At 70.8% G+C, this 17,423-nt stretch carries 11 protein-coding genes; 5 read left to right on the forward strand and 6 right to left on the reverse strand.

Annotation, left to right across the window (positions count from 1 at the left end; translation table 11 throughout):
• Positions 1-108 precede the first annotated feature (108 nt).
• Entirely contained in the window at positions 109-1,722 is a 1,614-nt protein-coding gene (locus tag ACFWV8_RS08625) for an FAD-dependent oxidoreductase (RefSeq protein ID WP_384199004.1), read from the reverse strand.
• Positions 1,723-1,797: 75 nt separating this feature from the next.
• On the reverse strand, positions 1,798-2,898 hold the full coding sequence (locus ACFWV8_RS08630; protein ID WP_384199005.1) for a LacI family DNA-binding transcriptional regulator: 1,101 nt from the start codon (positions 2,896-2,898) through the stop codon (positions 1,798-1,800).
• Between the two features lie 217 nt (positions 2,899-3,115).
• Between ACFWV8_RS08630 and ACFWV8_RS08635 the strand changes: the two genes are divergently transcribed.
• Positions 3,116-4,087, forward strand: a complete 972-nt coding sequence (locus ACFWV8_RS08635; RefSeq protein WP_384199006.1) for an acetylxylan esterase — start codon at positions 3,116-3,118, stop codon at positions 4,085-4,087.
• Positions 4,088-4,138: 51 nt separating this feature from the next.
• Here the strand turns inward: ACFWV8_RS08635 and ACFWV8_RS08640 are convergent, their stop codons facing one another.
• Complete coding sequence (locus ACFWV8_RS08640) at positions 4,139-5,467, reverse strand: PLP-dependent aminotransferase family protein (RefSeq protein ID WP_384199007.1); 1,329 nt, start codon at positions 5,465-5,467, stop codon at positions 4,139-4,141.
• Between the two features lie 163 nt (positions 5,468-5,630).
• Here ACFWV8_RS08640 and ACFWV8_RS08645 point away from each other — a divergent pair, with 163 nt between their 5' ends.
• On the forward strand, positions 5,631-6,464 hold the full coding sequence (locus ACFWV8_RS08645) for an alpha/beta fold hydrolase (protein ID WP_384199008.1): 834 nt from the start codon (positions 5,631-5,633) through the stop codon (positions 6,462-6,464).
• A gap of 109 nt (positions 6,465-6,573) precedes the next feature.
• Positions 6,574-7,017, forward strand: a complete 444-nt coding sequence (gene cynS, locus ACFWV8_RS08650) for a cyanase (protein WP_384199009.1) — start codon at positions 6,574-6,576, stop codon at positions 7,015-7,017.
• Between the two features lie 106 nt (positions 7,018-7,123).
• On the opposite strand, the gene ACFWV8_RS08655 is transcribed toward cynS, so the two are convergent.
• Positions 7,124-8,287: an ROK family protein gene (locus ACFWV8_RS08655; protein ID WP_384199010.1), complete on the reverse strand. Its 1,164-nt coding sequence runs from the start codon at positions 8,285-8,287 to the stop codon at positions 7,124-7,126.
• A gap of 245 nt (positions 8,288-8,532) precedes the next feature.
• Between ACFWV8_RS08655 and ACFWV8_RS08660 the strand changes: the two genes are divergently transcribed.
• Positions 8,533-10,701 carry an alpha-galactosidase gene (locus ACFWV8_RS08660; RefSeq protein ID WP_384199011.1) on the forward strand — a complete coding sequence of 723 codons (2,169 nt, stop codon included), beginning with the start codon at positions 8,533-8,535 and terminating at the stop codon, positions 10,699-10,701.
• Between the two features lie 38 nt (positions 10,702-10,739).
• Positions 10,740-12,446, forward strand: coding sequence for an alpha-glucosidase (locus ACFWV8_RS08665; protein ID WP_384199012.1), 1,707 nt, complete (start codon positions 10,740-10,742; stop codon positions 12,444-12,446).
• Between the two features lie 92 nt (positions 12,447-12,538).
• Here the strand turns inward: ACFWV8_RS08665 and ACFWV8_RS08670 are convergent, their stop codons facing one another.
• Together ACFWV8_RS08670 and ACFWV8_RS08675 are read right to left on the reverse strand one after the other, a co-directional pair.
• Positions 12,539-14,266, reverse strand: coding sequence for a ThuA domain-containing protein (locus ACFWV8_RS08670; RefSeq protein ID WP_384199013.1), 1,728 nt, complete (start codon positions 14,264-14,266; stop codon positions 12,539-12,541).
• A 20-nt stretch (positions 14,267-14,286) separates the two neighbouring features.
• The gene (locus tag ACFWV8_RS08675) at positions 14,287-17,166 is read right to left on the reverse strand and encodes a carbohydrate-binding protein (protein ID WP_384199014.1); all 2,880 of its coding nucleotides are present in this window, start codon (positions 17,164-17,166) and stop codon (positions 14,287-14,289) included.
• Between the last annotated feature and the right edge of the window lie 257 nt (positions 17,167-17,423).

Below are 17,423 nucleotides of genomic sequence, written 5' to 3' on the forward strand. Positions count from 1 at the left end.
GGCATGGCGCGGGCGGTGGGGCCTGATCCACAGGACAGGCCCTGGGCCGGGCGGGGCAGGTGGAGCTGCTCCTGCCCGGCTGTTCCGTCCCCGTGTCGCCGGGTGTCGTCAGTAGCCGCGTACGTCGGGCCAGTGGCGCTGAACTCCCTCGCGGTCGAGCAGCCGGGCGAATCGGTCGAACCGCTTGTCCTCGACCTGGACCTGGTGCGGTTCGACGCCCTCGGCGACGCAGTGTGCGGCCAGCGCGCCCGCGACCTCGCCGATGTTCCATTCCACCGGGTGGAGCCGGTAGCAGCCGTTGGTGATGTGGGTGGTGCCGATGTTCTTTCCGGCGGGCAGCAGATTGCGGACCCGGCGCGGTACGAGCGCGCCGAGGGGGATCTCGAACGGCACGGAGCCGATGTCGATGTAGTTGTCGCCGCCGGTCGAGGGGTGCAGGTCGATGCGGTAGTTGCCGACGCCGACGGAGTCCCGGTAGCGGGTGCCGCCGTGGGGGCCGACGATGTCGATCGCGACGTCGTGCTCGGTGACGGTGGTGACGGCCTTGATACGGCGCGACTCGCGTACGTACGGCGCCTTGGCGAGCCCGTCGGGCGTGCCGGTGATGTCGGGACGCGGGCGCAGGCCGGGGAATCCCGTGCCGCCGTCGGCGCGCGGCGCCTCGGTCTGGAGCCAGTACAGGACCGACAGCGACAGCTGGCGCGCCTCGGCGAGCGCGGCGGCCGACGTCTCCTCGCCGGCGCCGATCAGGGGCTTCAGCCAGTAGTCGTTCAGGGGCCAGTTGACGAGCGTGATGTCGGAGTCGAACGCGCCGGGCCGGTGCAGCTTGCGGGCGAGGATCCGGCGGAAGCCGAACAGTTCCTTGTCGCCGGCGTCGGCCGACTGGTCGGCGGTGACGTCGAGCGGGTCGAGGTCCGGGTTGGGCACGAAGGTGCGCGGTACGGCCTCCAGCGTGCGGGGGTCGGGCGCGAGGAAGCCGAGCAGCGGTCCGGGCCAGAAGTCCGGCTGGTACGTGCGCCAGAAGTCGTAGTCGGCCGGGCGCTCGATGGTGTGGTCCTCGCCCTCGTGGTGGGAGAGCGCGAAACACACGGTGATGCCCTGCTGGTTGAGGGGCTGGGCCTCCTCGGGGGCGTGCGGCTCCTCGAACTCGCTCCGCGCCTCGGCGCCGATCGCGTGCTCCACACCGGCCAGTTCTAGGAGTTCGCCGGTCTCGGTCGCGTCGATGACGTAACGGGCACTGATCGTACGGCGGCTGCCGTCCCGCAGGTCGGTGAGCGTGACCGACCGTACGGTGTCGTCGTCGCCCGCGTCGGCGGCGACGGGGCGGTGTTCGGTCAGCAGGGTGAGCCGGCCCGACGAGCGGTGCGGCGCGAGCATGGCCTCAAGGACGGCGAGGGCGACGCGCGGCTCGTGGCAGAGCTTGCTGACCCGGCCGGCGCCGGGGTTGAGATCGGTGAGCGCCAGCGCCTCGGAGCGCAGCGGGTACCACTGGCGGTAGTAATCCCTGATGGACTCGCGCAGTCTGCGGTACGAGGCGGTGGTGCCGAACTGCTCGACCCACGGGTGCTCGTCCGGCGGGACGGCCTGGGAGGTGAGCTGGCCGCCGATCCAGTCCGTCTCCTCGGTGAGGACGACGGTGCGTCCGGCACGGCAGGCGGCGAGGGCGGCGGCCACGCCGCCGAGCCCGGAGCCCACGATGAGGATGTCGGGTGCGGATATCACGGATCTCCTTGAAGTGCCTTGTGGTGCTTGGTGCTTGGTGTGCGGGGGGTTCGGCGCGCCGGGCGTCGGTCGGGTTCAGAGATGGGCGGGTGGCGGACCCGCCGTCGTACCGGGCCGGAAGGCACAGGCCACCAGCGGTTCCGTGGCCTGCTCCCCGGCCACCAGCGCGGCGAGCATCCGCACGGCGGCGGCGCCCAACTGCGGCCGGGGGATGTCGAATCCGGTGGGCGTCGGCCCGTCGGACAGGTCCGGCGGCGGGCTGCCGAGCAGCGCGAGCGACGCGTCGCGCGGGCAGTCGATGCCCACGAAGTGCGCGGCGCCGTGCAGCGCGCGCCAGGCGTCCCCGGTGTCGGTCTCCTCGGCGACGAACGCGGTGACGCCGTCGTCGAGCCAGCCGCGCAGCCGTTCGGCGGTGAGGTCGTGCTCCGGGTCGGCCGAGCGGAATACCGCGGCCGGGCCGCCGGGCAGCCCGGCCTCCTCAAGACCCTTGAGGAAGCCGTGCTCACGGTCGGTGGACGCGGCGGCCTCGTCGTCCTCCCGTACCAGCACGATCCGCCGGTGGCCGAGCCCGGCGAGATGCGTGACGACCTCCTTGCTGGCGCTGACGTAGTCGGCGCCGACCCACGCCAGACCCTCCAGCTCGTCCCTGCGGCCGAGGTGGACGACGGGGAAGCCGTCGTCGACCAGGCGCAGCAGCTCGTCGGCCGGCGCGTGGCGGCCGAGGAAGAGACAGCCGTCGGCGAGCCGTACCCGGTTGAGCGCCTGCGGTCCGGCGGCCCCCGCGCCGCCGGTGCTGGAGCCGGTGAAGAGCACCAGGTCGTAGCCGCGTGCGGCGGCCTCCTGCTCGACGCCGACAAGGAACGGGTAGTACGAGTGCTGCACGTCGGTCGGGAAGGTGGACGTGAAGCTGAAGACCCCGAGCAGATTGTTCCTGGCGGCGGCGAGCCGGCTGGCCGCCGGGTCGGGGACGTAGCCGAGGATCCGTACGGCGTCGAGCACCTTGCGCCGGGTCTCCTCGGAGATCGTCGCGCCCTGCTTCCGGGCCCCGAGCACCAGCGAGACCGTGGCCTGTGAGACCCCGGCGAGCCTGGCGACCTCGGCCTGGCGGGGGCGCGCCGTACGGCCCGTGGGTGCGGGGGTCCGGCCCGGCCGGGCCCGCTTCCTGGGTTCCTCCACCGTGTTCCTCCGGATCGTTAATGCGTATTAGTAATGCGCATTGACGAGTACTGTGGACCCCCGGGGCGGCACCGGTCAAGAGATCGCCAAAACTTCTTTCGCACACCCCTGCGAGTCCTGGGCGGTCCCGCCTCGTCTCTCCCGGGGCACTTCTGCGACGGGCACGCGGGACGTACGGTGTGCTCGTCCGCCCGCGAAACCCGAGGTGATACCGCACATGGCCCTGTTCGATCTGCCCCTCGACGAGCTACGGAGCTACCGGAGCCGCTCCGTGGAACCGGCCGACTTCGACGACTTCTGGGCGACGACTCTCGCCGAGGCCCGCACCCACGATCTGGACCCGGTCTTCAAGCCCGTCGAGACGGGTCTGTCGACCGTCGATGTGTACGACGCGACCTTCGCCGGCTTCGGCGGCCACCCGGTCAAGGGCTGGTTCGTCCTGCCTGCGGGGACCCGTGAACCACTGCCCCTGGTGGTCGAGTTCGTCGGCTACGGCGGCGGGCGCGGGCTGCCGCACGCGCGGCTGCTCTGGCCATCGGCAGGCTTCGCGTACTTCGTGATGGACACCCGGGGCCAGGGCGCCGGCTGGGGCGGCAGCGACACCCCGGACCCGGTGGGCAGCGCGTCCGCGTTCCCCGGCTTTATGACCCGGGGCATCGAGGACCCGCACGAGTACTACTACCGCCGGGTCTTCACCGACGCGGTCCGCGCGGTGGAGGCCGCGCGCTCCCATCCGCTCGCCGACGCCTCCCGCACGGCCGCGATCGGCCGCAGCCAGGGCGGCGGGATCACGCTGGCGGTGTCCGGCCTGGTGCCGGACCTGGTGGCGATCGCGCCCGATGTGCCGTTCCTCTGCGACTTCCCCCGTGCGACGACACTCACCGACAGGCACCCGTACCGGGAGGTGGGCAAGTACCTCAACACCTACCGCCGCCGGGGCGAGTTGGTCCGGCGGACGCTCAGCTACTTCGACGGGGTCCACTTCGCGGCGCGCGGCCGGGCGCCCGCGATGTTCTCGGCGGCCCTGGAGGATCAGACCTGCCCGCCGTCGACGGTGTTCGCGGCGTTCAACGCCTATCCGCACGAGGACCGGACCATAGAGGTGTACGAGTTCAACGACCACGAGGGCGGCGAGCAGTATCAGGAGGAGGCCCAACTGGGCTGGCTGCCGGCCCGCCTGACGGCCTGACAGTTCTCTCCTTTCCCCGCTTCTCGCCGGTCGTCGCGTCGCGGCGCGCGGTCATTCGGGCGCGGCGTCCTCCGGTGTGCCGCGCGCGAGCGTGGCGAGGAGGTCCAGGGCGTCGGTGAGCGTGCGGTGGGAGGGGGTGCCCAGGGCCAGCCGCACGGCGTTCGGGGCGCGTCCGGTGCCGACGGTGAACGCGGCGCCGGGCGCGATGGCGATGCCGTGACGGCCCGCGGCGGCCACGAACGTCTCGGCGCGCCAGTGGTCGGGCAGCTCCCACCAGCAGTGGTAGGCACGGGAGTCGGCGTGGACGGTGAAGCCCGCCAGGCTCTCGGCCCTGATCCGCTGGCGCTCCACGGCATCGGCACGCTTGGCGCGGCCGATCGCGGCGGCCGTGCCGTCGGTCGTCCACTGCGTCGCGGCGTCGAGGGCGAACCGGCCCGCCGACCAGGCTCCCGACCGCAGGGCCGAGGCCAGGCGCTGCTCGAAGCCGGGGGGTGCCACGGCGTAACCGAGCGTCAGACCGGGCGCGAGCCGCTTGGACATGCTGTCGAGCACGATGGTGCGTTCGGGGGCGAGGGCGGCGAGCGGGGAGACGTCGTCGCGGAGGAATCCGTAGATCGCGTCCTCGATGACGTACACATCCAACGCCCGCATCGTTTCGACGAGTTGAGCCCTGCGGTCGGGCGTCGCCGTCATGCCGAGCGGGTTGTGCAGCGTGGGCTGAAGATAGACGGCCCGTAGCGGCGGCGCGGCGGCCAATGCCTCCGGCAGGAGTCCGCCCTCGTCCATGGCGAGCGGGACGAGGGTGATCCCGAGGCGGGCGGCGATGCCCTTGACGACGGGATAGGTGAACTCCTCCACGCCCAGCCGTTCCCCGGCCGGGACGCAGGCAGCGAGGGCAGCCGCGATCGCCTGGCGGCCGTTGCCCGCGAAGAGGATCCGCTCCGGGTCGGGTGTCCAGCCGGCGCGTGCCAGGAGCGGCGCGGCGGCCTCGCGGGCGGCGGCGGATCCGGAGCCGCCGAGTGGGCGAAGGCTTGCCGCGAGTACGTCGGGGCGCTGTATGCGTGCCATACCGGCGGCGAGGAGTTCGGCCTGCTCGGGCAGTACGGGGAAGTTGACCTCCAGGTCGACCCTGGCCTCGCTGGGCTCCGTGAGCGTCGGCTGCGGACCGGGCGGCGCGGCGCGCACGAAGGTCCCGCGGCCCACTTCCCCGACGGCCAGTCCGCGCCGGATCAGCTCGCCGTAGACCCTGGCCGCCGTGGAGTTGGCGATCTTACGGCTCCGGGCGAACGGCCGCTGCGGGGGCAGCCGCTCCCCCGGGCGCAGACGCCCGGCCCGGATGTCGGCGGCCAGTTGGTCGGCGATCAGGCGGTAGTCCTCCATGACGGCCCCTCCCCGGAGTGCGGATGACGGATGACGGATGACGGATTACTGTCCGAAGATTGCACCGAGATCAATCTCATCATTGCATCGAGATATTGCACCACTTAGCATCGAGACGCAAGCCGGACGCCTCACGGGCCGGCGCCGAGCGAAGGACACGGACATGAGCACCACGACGCTTCACGACATCACCCTCGCGTACGACGACGCGGGTGGGGACGGGGATGAGGGTGGCGCCGATGTCCTGGTCCTCGTACACGGGCATCCGTTCGACCGCTCCATGTGGCGGCCCCAGATCGAGACTTTCGCCGGCCCCCGGCGGCGGGTGATCGCCGCCGATCTGCGCGGCTACGGCGGAAGCACCGTCATGCCCGGCACGACGACACTCACCACCTTCGCGTGGGACATCGCCGCACTCCTCGACCGGCTGGGCGTGGACCGTCCCGTGCTGGGCGGCCTTTCCATGGGCGGCCAGATCGTCCTGGAGTTCTACCGGCTCTTCCCGGAGCGGGTCCGGGCCCTGGTGCTGGCCGACACCTTCGCCGCCGCCGAGACGGCGGCGGGCAAGGTGGCGCGCAACGCGATGGCCGACCGGCTTCTGCGGGAGGGGATGGGGCCGTACGCGGACGAGGTGCTGACCAAGATGGTGGCGCCCCGCAACGTCGACGCGCTGCCCGAAGTGGCCGGGCACGTACGGGACATGATGCGGGGCGCGCCGCCCGAGGGAGCCGCGGCGGCTCTGCGCGGGCGGGCCGAACGGCCGGACTACGTCGCCATGTTGGGGCGTGTCACGGTGCCGGCGCTCGTCGTGGTCGGCGGCGAGGACGAGTACACGCCGGTCGCCGACGCGCGCGTGCTGAGCGAGGGGATACCCGGCGCGAGGCTCGCGGTCATCGAGGGAGCCGGGCATCTGCCCAACCTGGAGCGGCGGGCGGAGTTCGACGCGGCGCTCGGTGCATTCCTCGACTCCCTGCCGCCCATTGCTCCTCGCGGCTGACCGCGAGTGCCCGCACCGTCGCGCCCCGAAGGACCGTACCCCTCCGGTCCCGTCTCTCCTATGCTTTGGCCGCGCGCCACCAGGGCCGCAGTCCGGAAGGGAGACGCACATGCTGAGCAAGCATGAAGCCGCCGAAGCCGTCCGCGAGGCCAAGGTGAGGACGGGGATCACCTGGGCCCAACTCGCCGAAACCGTCGGCAAACCGCTCGCCTGGACCACGGCCGCGCTCCTTGGCCAGCATCCGATGGAGAAGGACGACGCCAACAGGGCGGCGGCGCTCCTGGAACTGGGCGAGGACGCCGCGCTCGCCTTCCAACTCCAGCCGTCGCGCGGGGCGTTGGACGCGGCGGTGCCGGTCGATCCGACGATCTACCGGCTGTACGAGGTCGTCCAGGTCTACGGTCCGACGATCAAGGAACTGATCCACGAACAGTGCGGCGACGGCATCATGAGCGCCATCAACTTCCGGCTGGACGTCCGGCGCGTGCCGGACCCCGCCGGTGACCGCGTGGTGATCACGCTCGACGGCAAGTACCTCCCGTACCAGTGGTGACGGGTCTGTCTACACCGGCGTGCGAACGCTCAGGGCACGCGCGAACCAGTCCAGCGCGGGGGCCAGGCTCTCCGGGGCAACTCTCGTGTCTCCCCCGGCGGGAGACTCAACTCCGTGGCGCACGCCCCAGTACGTACGCCTGGATGGCGGTCACCGCCGCGCCGCGTGCCCAGAGGCCGAAGTCCAGGGGCCGTACGTCGAGCGAGACGGCCGCCGCCCGCGGATCCCGGTCGTACGCGAGGCCGTCGCGCAGCGCATCGGCCGCCACCTCCGCCAGCCGTGCCCCCTCACCCGTCAGGACGATCTCCGTGGTGAGGGTGAGGTTCGCGACGGCGGCGATCAGGCGCCCGAGGGCCCGTCCCGAGGCCATGACCAGTGGCCCGGCCACCGGGTCGCCGGCCGCCGCCAGTTCGAGGCACTCGTCGTACGGGACGTCGCGCCGCAGGCCGACGGAGGCGGCGGCGCGGAGGGAGGCCATCGAGAGCATGGCGGTCGCACAGCCGCGGTGCCCGCGCGGACAGAGCGGTCCCAGGGGGTCCAGCGGGAAGTGTCCGAGGAGGCCGACCCCGGCGTCGGGGCTGTCCACGACGCGGTCGTGGACGACGAGGCCGTAACCGATGCCCGCTCCGACGGTGAGGACGGCGAATCGGTCGTGACCGCGTGCGGCGCCGAACCAGTGTTCGGCGCGGGTGAGCGCGAGCAGGTCGTTGTCGACGGCGATGGGCACCCCGAGGGCGTCGGAGAGCAGGGCGCCGAGCGGTACATCGTCCTCCCACCCCAGGAAGGGCGCTTGGGTGACCGTCGCATGGTCGGCCACACAGCCGCCCAGGCTGACACCAGCGGCGGTGATGTGCGTTGTCCCCGGGGGGAGTTGGGCGGCGAGTTCGGCCGCGAGCGAGTGCAGGACGGTGACGACCGAGGCCGGGTCGCGGCCCGGCAGGTCCGCCCGCGCGGAGGCGACGACCTCGGCGCGGAGCGTGGTCAGTACGGCGTGCACGGACTCGTGGGTGATCTTGGCGCCGATGAAGTGGTGCGCGTCGGCGACGATGTCGAGCGGCCGGGTGGGGCGCCCGGCACGCGGTTCGTGGCTGGTACCCGACTCGACGAGCAGTCCGCTGTCCAGGAGCGGTTTCGCCAGCCGGGTGAGGCTGCCCGCGGACAGGTCGAGCCGGCGGGCGAGTTCGCTGCGGGACAGCGGGCCGCGCAGCAGCACTTCCAGGGCGACGGCGTGAGTGGCGCCCGAGAGCGGGGTCCACGGCGCTGGAGTCACGTACAAGGGAGGGGCCTTCCGCGGCGTTGCGACGCCGGTCGAGTGGTGCGCCCATCCTGCCAGGCGCTCCCATTTACTTCCACACCAGAAGTAAACATTCCTCCAGGGATCTGTTTCCGCCACATGGAACCCACAGCACCCGGCTCTTGACGGACGAAAACTTCCACCCCGAAACTAAAGAGGCTTACGAGTTCAGGCACGGGCCGCCCGGTGGCCGATGGACGACGGACAACCCGAGGAGTCGTATGCAGACCGGTCCCGCCCGTGGCCATCTCCACCTCCGCGCGCCGGGTACGAGCCTGGTCCTGGACTGCACCGGCGACCGGCTGCCCCGCGTGCTCCACTGGGGCGACGATCTCGGTGACATCGCGGCGGCGGGACTCGCCGAGCTGGCCATGGCGAGCGCCGCCCGGCAGATGTCCAACACCCTCGATCTGCCCGTACCGCTCTCGCTCCTGCCTGAGCAATCGGCCGGCTGGCTCGGTACGCCGGGCCTCACCGGGCACCGCGACGGGGCCGACTTCTCCACCGCCTTCACGGTCCGCTCGATTCGTTCCGTCCGCACGCCTGACCTTCCGGATGCGTACGCCCTCACCGTCGACGCCGTGGACGAGCACGCCCGGCTCGGTCTCGTGCTGGAGATCGAGCTGACCCCTTCCGGGCTCGTACGGCAGCGTGCCACCGTCACGAATCGCGACACCGGCGAGCGCCCGTACGTCCTCGACGGTCTGCTGCTCACCCTCCCCGTGCCCGCCCACGCCACCGAACTCCTCGACCTCACCGGCCGGCATGTGCGCGAACGCAGCCCGCAACGGCACGAGTTCACGCTCGGCACGCATCTCCGCGAGAACCGGCGGGGCCGCACGGGCACGGACGCGACGCTGCTGCATCTCGCGGGCGAGCGCGGCTTCGGATTCCGTACGGGTCAGGTCTGGGGTCTGCATGTGGCGTGGAGCGGCAACCACCGCACCCTGGCCGAACGCACCCCCGCCGGGGTGTCCCTGCTCGGCGGCGGCGAGACCCTGCTCCCGGGCGAAGTCCTGCTGGCGGGGGGCGAGTCGTACACGAGTCCCTGGATCATCGGGTCGTACGGCCATGGGCTGGACGAGGTGGCCGGGCGCTTCCACCAGCAGCTGCGCGCCCGGACGTACCACCCGAGGCGGCCCCGGCCGGTCACGCTCAACACCTGGGAGGCCGTCTACTTCCAGCAGGACCTCGGCAGGCTCACGGCACTGGCGGACGCCGCCGCCGAGGTGGGCGCCGAACGGTTCGTCCTGGACGACGGATGGTTCAAGGGCCGTCGGCACGACCGCGCCGGGCTCGGCGACTGGTACGTGGACGAAAGCGTCTGGCCCGGAGGGCTGCGTCCACTGGTGGACCATGTCCGGTCCCTGGGGCTGGAGTTCGGGCTGTGGGTCGAGCCCGAGATGGTCAATCCCGACTCCGACCTCGCCCGCGCGCACCCCGAGTGGATCCTCGCGACGGGCGGGCGGCTCCCGCCGGAGTCACGGCAGCAGCAGGTGCTCGACCTCGGCCACGCCGGGGCATACGACTATCTGCTGGAACGCCTTGACGCGCTGGTCACCGAGTACGACATCGACTACCTCAAATGGGATCACAACCGGGATCTCGTGGAAGCCGGACACAGTCCGACGGGCGCCGCCGGGGTTCACGCACAGACCTACGCCACGTACCGGCTCCTGGACGAACTGCGGGCCCGGCACCCGGAGTTGGAGATCGAGTCCTGTTCCTCCGGTGGCGGCAGGATCGACCTCGGCATCCTGGAGCGCACCGACCGCGTCTGGACCAGCGACTGCATCGACGCACTCGAACGGCAGCAGATCCAGCGCTGGACGGGGCTGTTGCTGCCGCCCGAACTCCTCGGCGCCCATGTCGGCTCGCCCGTCGCGCACACCACCGGCCGGGCCCATACGCTCGACTTCCGGGCCGGGACCGCCCTCTTCGGTCACTTCGGGGTCGAGTGGGATCTCACCGCCGCCGACCCCGCCGAGCGCGCCCGGCTCGCCGAGTGGGTCGCCGCGTACAAGGAGCTCCGGCCGCTGCTGCACACCGGCACGGTCGTCCACGGCGACCATCCCGATCCGGCGCTCTGGGTGCACGGAGTGGTGTCGCCCGACCGCTCGCGCGCGCTGTATGCCCTGGTCCAGACGGCGACCAGTGTGATGTCTCCGGCCGGCCAGGTCAGACTGCCGGGTCTCGACGCGGACGCGCGCTACCGGGTACGGCCGTACCGGCCCGGCGACCGCGCCGAGGGACCGCGCCGGCCCGACCCGCTCTGGTGGGGGCAGGCCGACGGGGTGGAGCTGACCGGGCGGACGCTGGCCGTCGCCGGGGTGCGGGCACCGACGCTCTTCCCGGAACGTCTCGTGCTCGTGGAGGCACGCGGACTCTGACCGCGACCGACGTGAAAAGGCAAGTGAGGTTCAGGCACATGAGCACCGACTCCCCCTCCCCCGGGCCCTGGTGGAAGTCCGCGGTCGTCTACCAGATATATCCGCGCAGCTTCGCCGACTCCGACGGCGACGGCGTGGGGGACCTGCGCGGCATCATCTCCCGGCTGGACCATCTCGCCGAACTCGGCGTGGACGTCCTGTGGTTGTCGCCGGTGTATCGGTCGCCGCAGGACGACAACGGCTACGACATCAGCGACTACCAGGACATCGATCCGTCCTTCGGCACACTGGCGGACTTCGACGATCTGCTCGCCGCCGTCCACGCGCGCTCCATGAAGCTGGTCATGGACCTCGTCGTCAACCACACCTCCGACGAGCACCCGTGGTTCACCGAGTCCCGGCGCGGACCGGACAGCCCCAAGCGCGACTGGTACTGGTGGCGGCCGGCCCGGGAGGGCTCGGCCCCCGGCACTCCGGGCGCCGAGCCCAACAACTGGCGCTCGTTCTTCTCCGGTTCGGCCTGGGATTACGACGAGCCGGGTGACGCCTACTACCTGCATCTCTTCTCCCGCAAACAGCCCGACCTCAACTGGGAGAATCCCGAGGTCCGCGCGGCCGTCCACCGGATGATGAACTGGTGGCTCGACCGGGGCGTGGACGGCTTCCGGATGGATGTCATCAACCTCATCTCGAAGGACCCGGCGCTCGCCGACCGCACGCAGCACGGCGCGGGGCCCCGGATCCATGAGTTCCTCCAGGAGATGCACCGCGAGGTCTTCGCCGGGCGCCCCGAACGGCTGCTCACCGTGGGCGAGATGCCCGGCGTGACCGTAGACGAGGCGAGGCTCTTCACCGATCCGGCGCGCGCCGAGGTGGACATGGTCTTCCAGTTCGAGCATGTCGGACTCGACCACGGCGACGGCAAGTTCGATGTACGGCCGCTGAACCTGCTCGACCTCAAGGCGTCCCTCGGCCGCTGGCAGGACGGCCTCAGCGGGACCGGCTGGAACAGCCTCTACTGGAACAACCACGACCAGCCGCGCGTCGTCTCCCGCTTCGGCGACGACGGGCCAGGCCACCGGGTCAGGTCCGCGACGATGCTGGCCACCGTCCTGCATCTGCACCGGGGCACCCCGTACATCTACCAGGGCGAGGAACTGGGCATGACCAACGCCCCGTTCACCTCCATCGCCGACTTCCGCGACATCGAGTCGCTCAACCACTACGCGGAGGCGGTCGACGCGGGCACCGACCCGGTGCGTGTGCTGGCGGGGCTGCGGGCGATGGGGCGTGACAACGCCCGTACGCCGATGCAGTGGGACGCCTCCCCGCACGCCGGATTCACCACCGGCACCCCGTGGATCCCGGTCAACCCGAATCACACCGAGGTCAACGCGGAAGCGGTGTACGCCGATCCGTCGTCCGTCTTCCACCACTACCGCAGACTGATCGCACTGAGGCACTCCGAACCGGTGGTGGCGCACGGTGACTTCACGATGCTGCTGCCTGACGATCCGCGGGTGTACGCGTACACCCGGCGGCTGGTGGGGGCGGACGGTACCGCGACCGAGCTGCTGGTCCTCGGCAACTTCACCGGCGACACGGCCGAGGCCACCCTGCCGGACGACGGCTGGCGCGATGCCGACCTGCTGATCGGCAATGTCCCGGACCCCGAGCCGCTGGGCACGACGGTGACGCTCGCGCCCTGGGAGGCGAGGGTCCACCGCCGCCACCGCCCGGTCTGATCGATGTCGCCTGACAATGAGTTGGCCCCGAGGGATGAATCCCCCGGGGCCAACTCGGCGGCGCCATGGGTACGGCGGCGCCTACCGGTCGGCTATCGGCCGATCGTGAAGGTGTCGATGTCGAACAGGGCGCCGCCGCCACCGGTGAAGGTGAGGAACAGCGGGCCGGTCGGGGTGCCCGTCAGGGTGGTGGACACATCTCGGAACGTCTCCCAGCCACCGGTGTTCGGCACCGCGACCGAGCCGGCGACCGGTCCGTTCGCCGAGCCCGAGCGGATCTGGACGGTGCCTCCCGCGCCGGCCGACGAGACCCTCGCCGCGAAGGTCTTCGCCCCGGTGAGCGACGCCTGGGAGTAGCCCGCCCAGTCGCCGTTCTCGATGTGGCCGAGCGTCCTGCCGCCGCTCGCCGGAGCGTGGTCGGCGGGCTGGACGCCCTGGCTGGAGGTGTAGGACTCCCCTTCGTAGGTGGTGGTCTGGGGCGGGTTGGTGCCGCCCAGTTCCTTGATCCTGATGTTGCGGAAGGACACGTCGTCACCGGTGCCGTGGTTCTGGATCCCGATGTGCCCCTGCTGGAGCGAGCGCACCGGGTCGGTGTTGGTGAAGTCGTTGATCCGTACGCCGTTGAGGAAGACCTGAAGCCGCTCCCCCTCCACCCGGATCTCGTACGTGTTCCAACTCCCCGGCGGATTCAGGGCGTTGTCCCGGGCCGCGATGTCCGCCGCCTTGAAGCCGTAGACGGACCCGGTGGTCCGGTCGGCCGCGTCGGTGGAGTCGATCTGGATCTCGTAGCCCTGGTTCACCGAGGTGTTGACGTCGTCCGAGGCCGGGAAGCCCACGAACACACCGGAGTTGTCGTCCCCGGCCATGCGCCAGTCCAGCTTGAGGGAGTACGAGGCGTACTCCTTCACCCGGTACCAGTACAGACCCATGCCACCCTGCGAGTTCAGCGTGGCGTCGGTGTTGGTGAAGCTGCCGGGTCCGGCCTGGGACCAGCCGGTGGTCGAGCCGTTGTAGAGCGGGGTGTAGCCGGTCTCCGCGCGGCAGTCGGCCTTGGCGAAGCCCGCCGCGTACCGGATGCCGCCGAGCAGCAGCGACCGGAACGCGGGGTCGGCGTACGACTCCTGGGTGTGGCCGAGCCCCGTGTAGAAGGACCGGCCGTCGCCCTGCGGGTGGCACCAGGTGATCGGGTGGTCGCCGCTCATCTCCCCGCCGCTGTAGGTGGATTCGTCCAGGCTCTGGAGGACCCGGACCTGCGGGCGGGGATTGGTGCGGTAGTTGTACCACTCGTCGGTACGTGACCAGGTCTGGCCCAGGTGCGAGGTGGCCGCGTGCGACCGGTCCTCGTTCTTCACCGTGGCCCGCTGGATCGCCGGGTGGCTCTTGAACCAGGCGCCGACGAGCTGCTGGTACTGCGGCCACTCGTACTCGGTGTCGGCCGCCGCGTGGATGCCGAAGTAGCCGCCGCCACCGTCCACATACCCCTGGAGCGCCGACTGCTGGCTGGTGTTCAGCACGTCACCGGTGGTGGAGAGGAAGACGACGGCCTTGAAGTTGGCCAGGTTCGACGCGGTGAAGGCGTTGCTGTCCTCGGTGGCGGTGACGGTGAAGTTGTTGGCCGCGCCGAGGTCGCGGATGGTCTGTGTACCGACCGGGATGGAGTCGTGCCGGAAGCCCGCCGTCTTGGAGAAGACGAGGACCCGGTAAGCGGGGTCGGCGGCCTGGGCCGCGGTGGCCGGTGCCAGAAGTGACGCGGCGAGGCCGAGAGTGAGGGCGAAGGCCGCGGCCGCGGTCTTCGGCAGGGTGCGGAGCTGACGGAGCATCACTGTCTCCTTGACTCGCGTCACTTGGTGAGTGTGAGGGTGTCGATGTCGAAGAGCGAGCCCGCCCCACCGCTGAAGGTGAGGAAGAGCGCCCCGGACGATCCAGTGCCGGTCAGCGCGGTGGAGACGTCTCGGAACGTCTCCCAGCCGCCGGTGTTGGGGACGGCGACGCTGCCGAGGACGGCGCCGGTTGCCGAACCCGACCGGATGGTGACGGTGCCGCCGGCGCCTGCCGAGGAGATCTTCGCGGAGAAGGTCTTGGTCCCGGCCGTCGGGACGGAGGCGTACCCCGCCCAGTCACCGTTCTCGATGTGCCCGAGCGTCTTGCCGCCGCTCGCCGGGGCGTGGTCGGCCACCTGGACGCCCTGCCCCGAGCTGTACGACTCGCCCTCGACGGTCTGGCTGGAGCCGCCGGTGCCGGTGGCGAAGGTGAAGGCGTCGACGTCGAAGAGATTGCCCTGGCCGGTCACGCCCTTGAAGACGAGGAACAACTCCGTTGTCGCGGCCGGGGCGTTGGCGATGTTCCCCGACACGTCGACGAAGTTCTCCCAGCCGCCGGTGGGTGCCACGGCCACCGAGCCGAGCAGCGTGCCGGTCGCGGACCCGGCCCGTACCTCCAGGGTGCCGCCGACGCCGCCGGAGGCGACCCGGGCGGTGAACCTGTTGGCGTTGGCCACGTTGTACGGCTTGAAGGAGACCCAGTCGTTGTTGTCGGTGAAGCCGACGGTGCTGCCGCCCTCGGCGTTGCCGTGGGCCGCGATCTCGATGCCGGACTGGGCGCCGAAGTGCTCCGCCTGCCGGTGCCGGGGCTGGAGGATACGGGCGCTGTGCGTGGTCAGCCCGGCGCCGTCGGTGTACTCGGCGTCGAAGACCCCGTAGATATTGGCCGCGCTGTCGTGCTCACCGTCGGCGGGCACGCTGAGGTTGCCGGAGCAGCCGGTGGTCTGGGTGATCTGGTGCCGGTGCTCGTCGTGGCCGAGCAGATAGGTGACCTTGACCTTGGAGCAGTCGATGGTCCCGTCCTCCGGGTCGCTGACGGTGACCTGGAAGGGCACGGTGTCACCGAAGGAGAACAGCTGGCCGTCCTTGGGGGTCTGGAGGGTCACGGTCGGCGCGGTGTTGCCCGCCGTGACGACCAGACTCGCGGTGCCGGTCAGCCCTTCGGGGTCGCGCACCGTGAGCGTGGGCCGGAAGGTGCCGTTGGCGGTGTACGTGTGGCTCGGGTTGGCGGCCGTGGACGTGGTGCCGTCACCGAAGTTCCACGAGTACGTGAGGGCCTTGCCCTCGGGGTCGGAGCTGCCGGCCGAGGAGAACGCGACGGTCAGCGGGGTGGGTCCGGACACCTTGTCGGCCGCTGCCTTGGCGACCGGGTTGCGGTTGGCGGCGCCGACGTACTCGACGCGGTACAGGGCCTGGTTGTTGCCGCCGGTGCCGTAGTCGAGGACGTACAGCGCGCCGTCGGGGCCGAAGGCCTGGTCCATGACCTGCGTACCGGTCCACGGGAAGGCCTCGATGACGCCGGGGGTGCCGTCGGCCTTGACCTCGATCGCCTTGATCCACTTGCGGCCGTACTCACCGCCGAAGAAGCGGCCGTCGAGCGACTGCGGGAACTTCACGTTCGAGTTGAGGTTGGCGTCGTAGCGGTAGACGGGGCCGCCCATGGGCGACTCGGAGCCGCCGCCGAACTCGGGCGGGCTGCCCGCGTCGCCGCCGTACTTGATCCAGCTCGACTTGGCGGCGGGCAGGGTCGGCAGGCCGGTGTTGCGGAACGAGTTGTTCGCGGGCGCGGCGCAGTTGTACTTGGCGGCGGAGGGGCCGCTGGGGAAGGTGTACTCGCTGTACGTCTCGTTGGCCGTGTTCGTGCCGGTGCAGTACGGCCAGCCGTAGTTGCCCGGTGCGGTGATGCGGTTGAACTCGACCTGGCCGCTGGGACCGCGGCTCGCGTTGGTGACACCGGCGTCGGGGCCGTAGTCGCCGAGGTAGACGATGCCGGTGGCCTTGTCGACGGACATCCGGAACGGGTTGCGGAAGCCCATCGCGTAGATCTCGGGACGGGTCCTGGCCGTACCGGGCGCGAAGAGGTTGCCGGAGGGCACGGTGTAGCCGCCGGCCGCGGTCGGCTTGATCCGCAGGACCTTGCCACGCAGGTCGTTGGTGTTGCCCGAGGAGCGCTGGGCGTCGAACTGCGGGTTGCGGTCGCTTCGTTCGTCTATCGGCGAATAGCCCGACGATTCGAACGGGTTCGTGTCGTCGCCCGTCGTCAGGTACAGATTCCCGGCCGCGTCGAAGTCGATGTCACCGCCGACATGGCAGCACTGGCCACGGTCGTTGGGGACTTCGAGCACGACCTTCTCGCTGGCCAGGTCGAGTGTGTTGTCGGCCTTGAGCGTGAAGCGCGAGAGGTTGAGGTGGCCCTTCCACGGCTCGAACGCCGCGGCGTTGCCGGTGACCGGCGCGTCCCCGCCAGGGGTGCTGAGCTTGGGCGAGTAGTACAGATACAGATACCGGTTGCTCTGGAAGTTCGGGTCGGCGGCTATCCCCTGGAGGCCTTCCTCGTCATGGGTGTAGACGTCGAGCTTGCCCGCCGACTTCGTGTTGCCCGCGGCGTCGGTGTAGCGGACCGTTCCGTCCCTCGCCGTGTGCACGACGGCACGGTCGGGCAGTACGGCGAGTGACATCGCCTCGCCCAACTCGGCAGAACCGAGCGCGAGTTGTACCTGCTGATAGTCGCCGGCCGGAATGGCGGCGGGTGCTGCGGGTGCTGCCTCGTGGCCGGGGTGGCCCGGGTGGGCGGCGGCGGTGGGGACGCTGATCGCGCCGCCACCCACCACCAGACCCAGTACCGCGAGCCACCTCAGCCACTTCTGTCTCGGGCGCGGCCGTCCTGAGAGTCCTGACATCGAGCTTCCTTCCTTACCTGATCATGGGGGGGTGAGGCAGGCGGAAGCGCGGGCGAGCGCGCCACCGTGTCTCACTCAGGGAGGAACCTGCCGTCCGGGTGATGTCCCGTCACCCGGAAAGCAGCCGTACTGATCCGTGCAGGGGCATGTGATGCGGCACCGAACATTCGCGGGAAACCCGCGAGAGTTTCGCATGCTGGCAACGGGACCATAATTTGTCAAGGGTCCATCCAAATTGCCGTGGACCGTCGTCGTGT

Origin of the sequence: Streptomyces sp. NPDC058665, assembly GCF_042714995.1 — a bacterium.
In the GTDB taxonomy this organism is placed as follows: domain Bacteria; phylum Actinomycetota; class Actinomycetes; order Streptomycetales; family Streptomycetaceae; genus Streptomyces.

Bases quoted from the DNA above. Each gene is read 5' to 3' on its own strand.
- ACFWV8_RS08635 (WP_384199006.1), top strand. From the start codon at position 3,116: ATGGCCCTGTTCGATCTGCCCCTCGACGAGCTACGGAGCTACCGGAGC.
- ACFWV8_RS08640 (WP_384199007.1), bottom strand. From the start codon at position 5,467: ATGGAGGACTACCGCCTGATCGCCGACCAACTGGCCGCCGACATCCGG.
- ACFWV8_RS08645 (WP_384199008.1), top strand. From the start codon at position 5,631: ATGAGCACCACGACGCTTCACGACATCACCCTCGCGTACGACGACGCG.
- cynS (WP_384199009.1), top strand. From the start codon at position 6,574: ATGCTGAGCAAGCATGAAGCCGCCGAAGCCGTCCGCGAGGCCAAGGTG.
- ACFWV8_RS08660 (WP_384199011.1), top strand. From the start codon at position 8,533: ATGCAGACCGGTCCCGCCCGTGGCCATCTCCACCTCCGCGCGCCGGGT.
- ACFWV8_RS08665 (WP_384199012.1), top strand. From the start codon at position 10,740: ATGAGCACCGACTCCCCCTCCCCCGGGCCCTGGTGGAAGTCCGCGGTC.
- ACFWV8_RS08670 (WP_384199013.1), bottom strand. From the start codon at position 14,266: ATGCTCCGTCAGCTCCGCACCCTGCCGAAGACCGCGGCCGCGGCCTTC.
- ACFWV8_RS08675 (WP_384199014.1), bottom strand. From the start codon at position 17,166: ATGTCAGGACTCTCAGGACGGCCGCGCCCGAGACAGAAGTGGCTGAGG.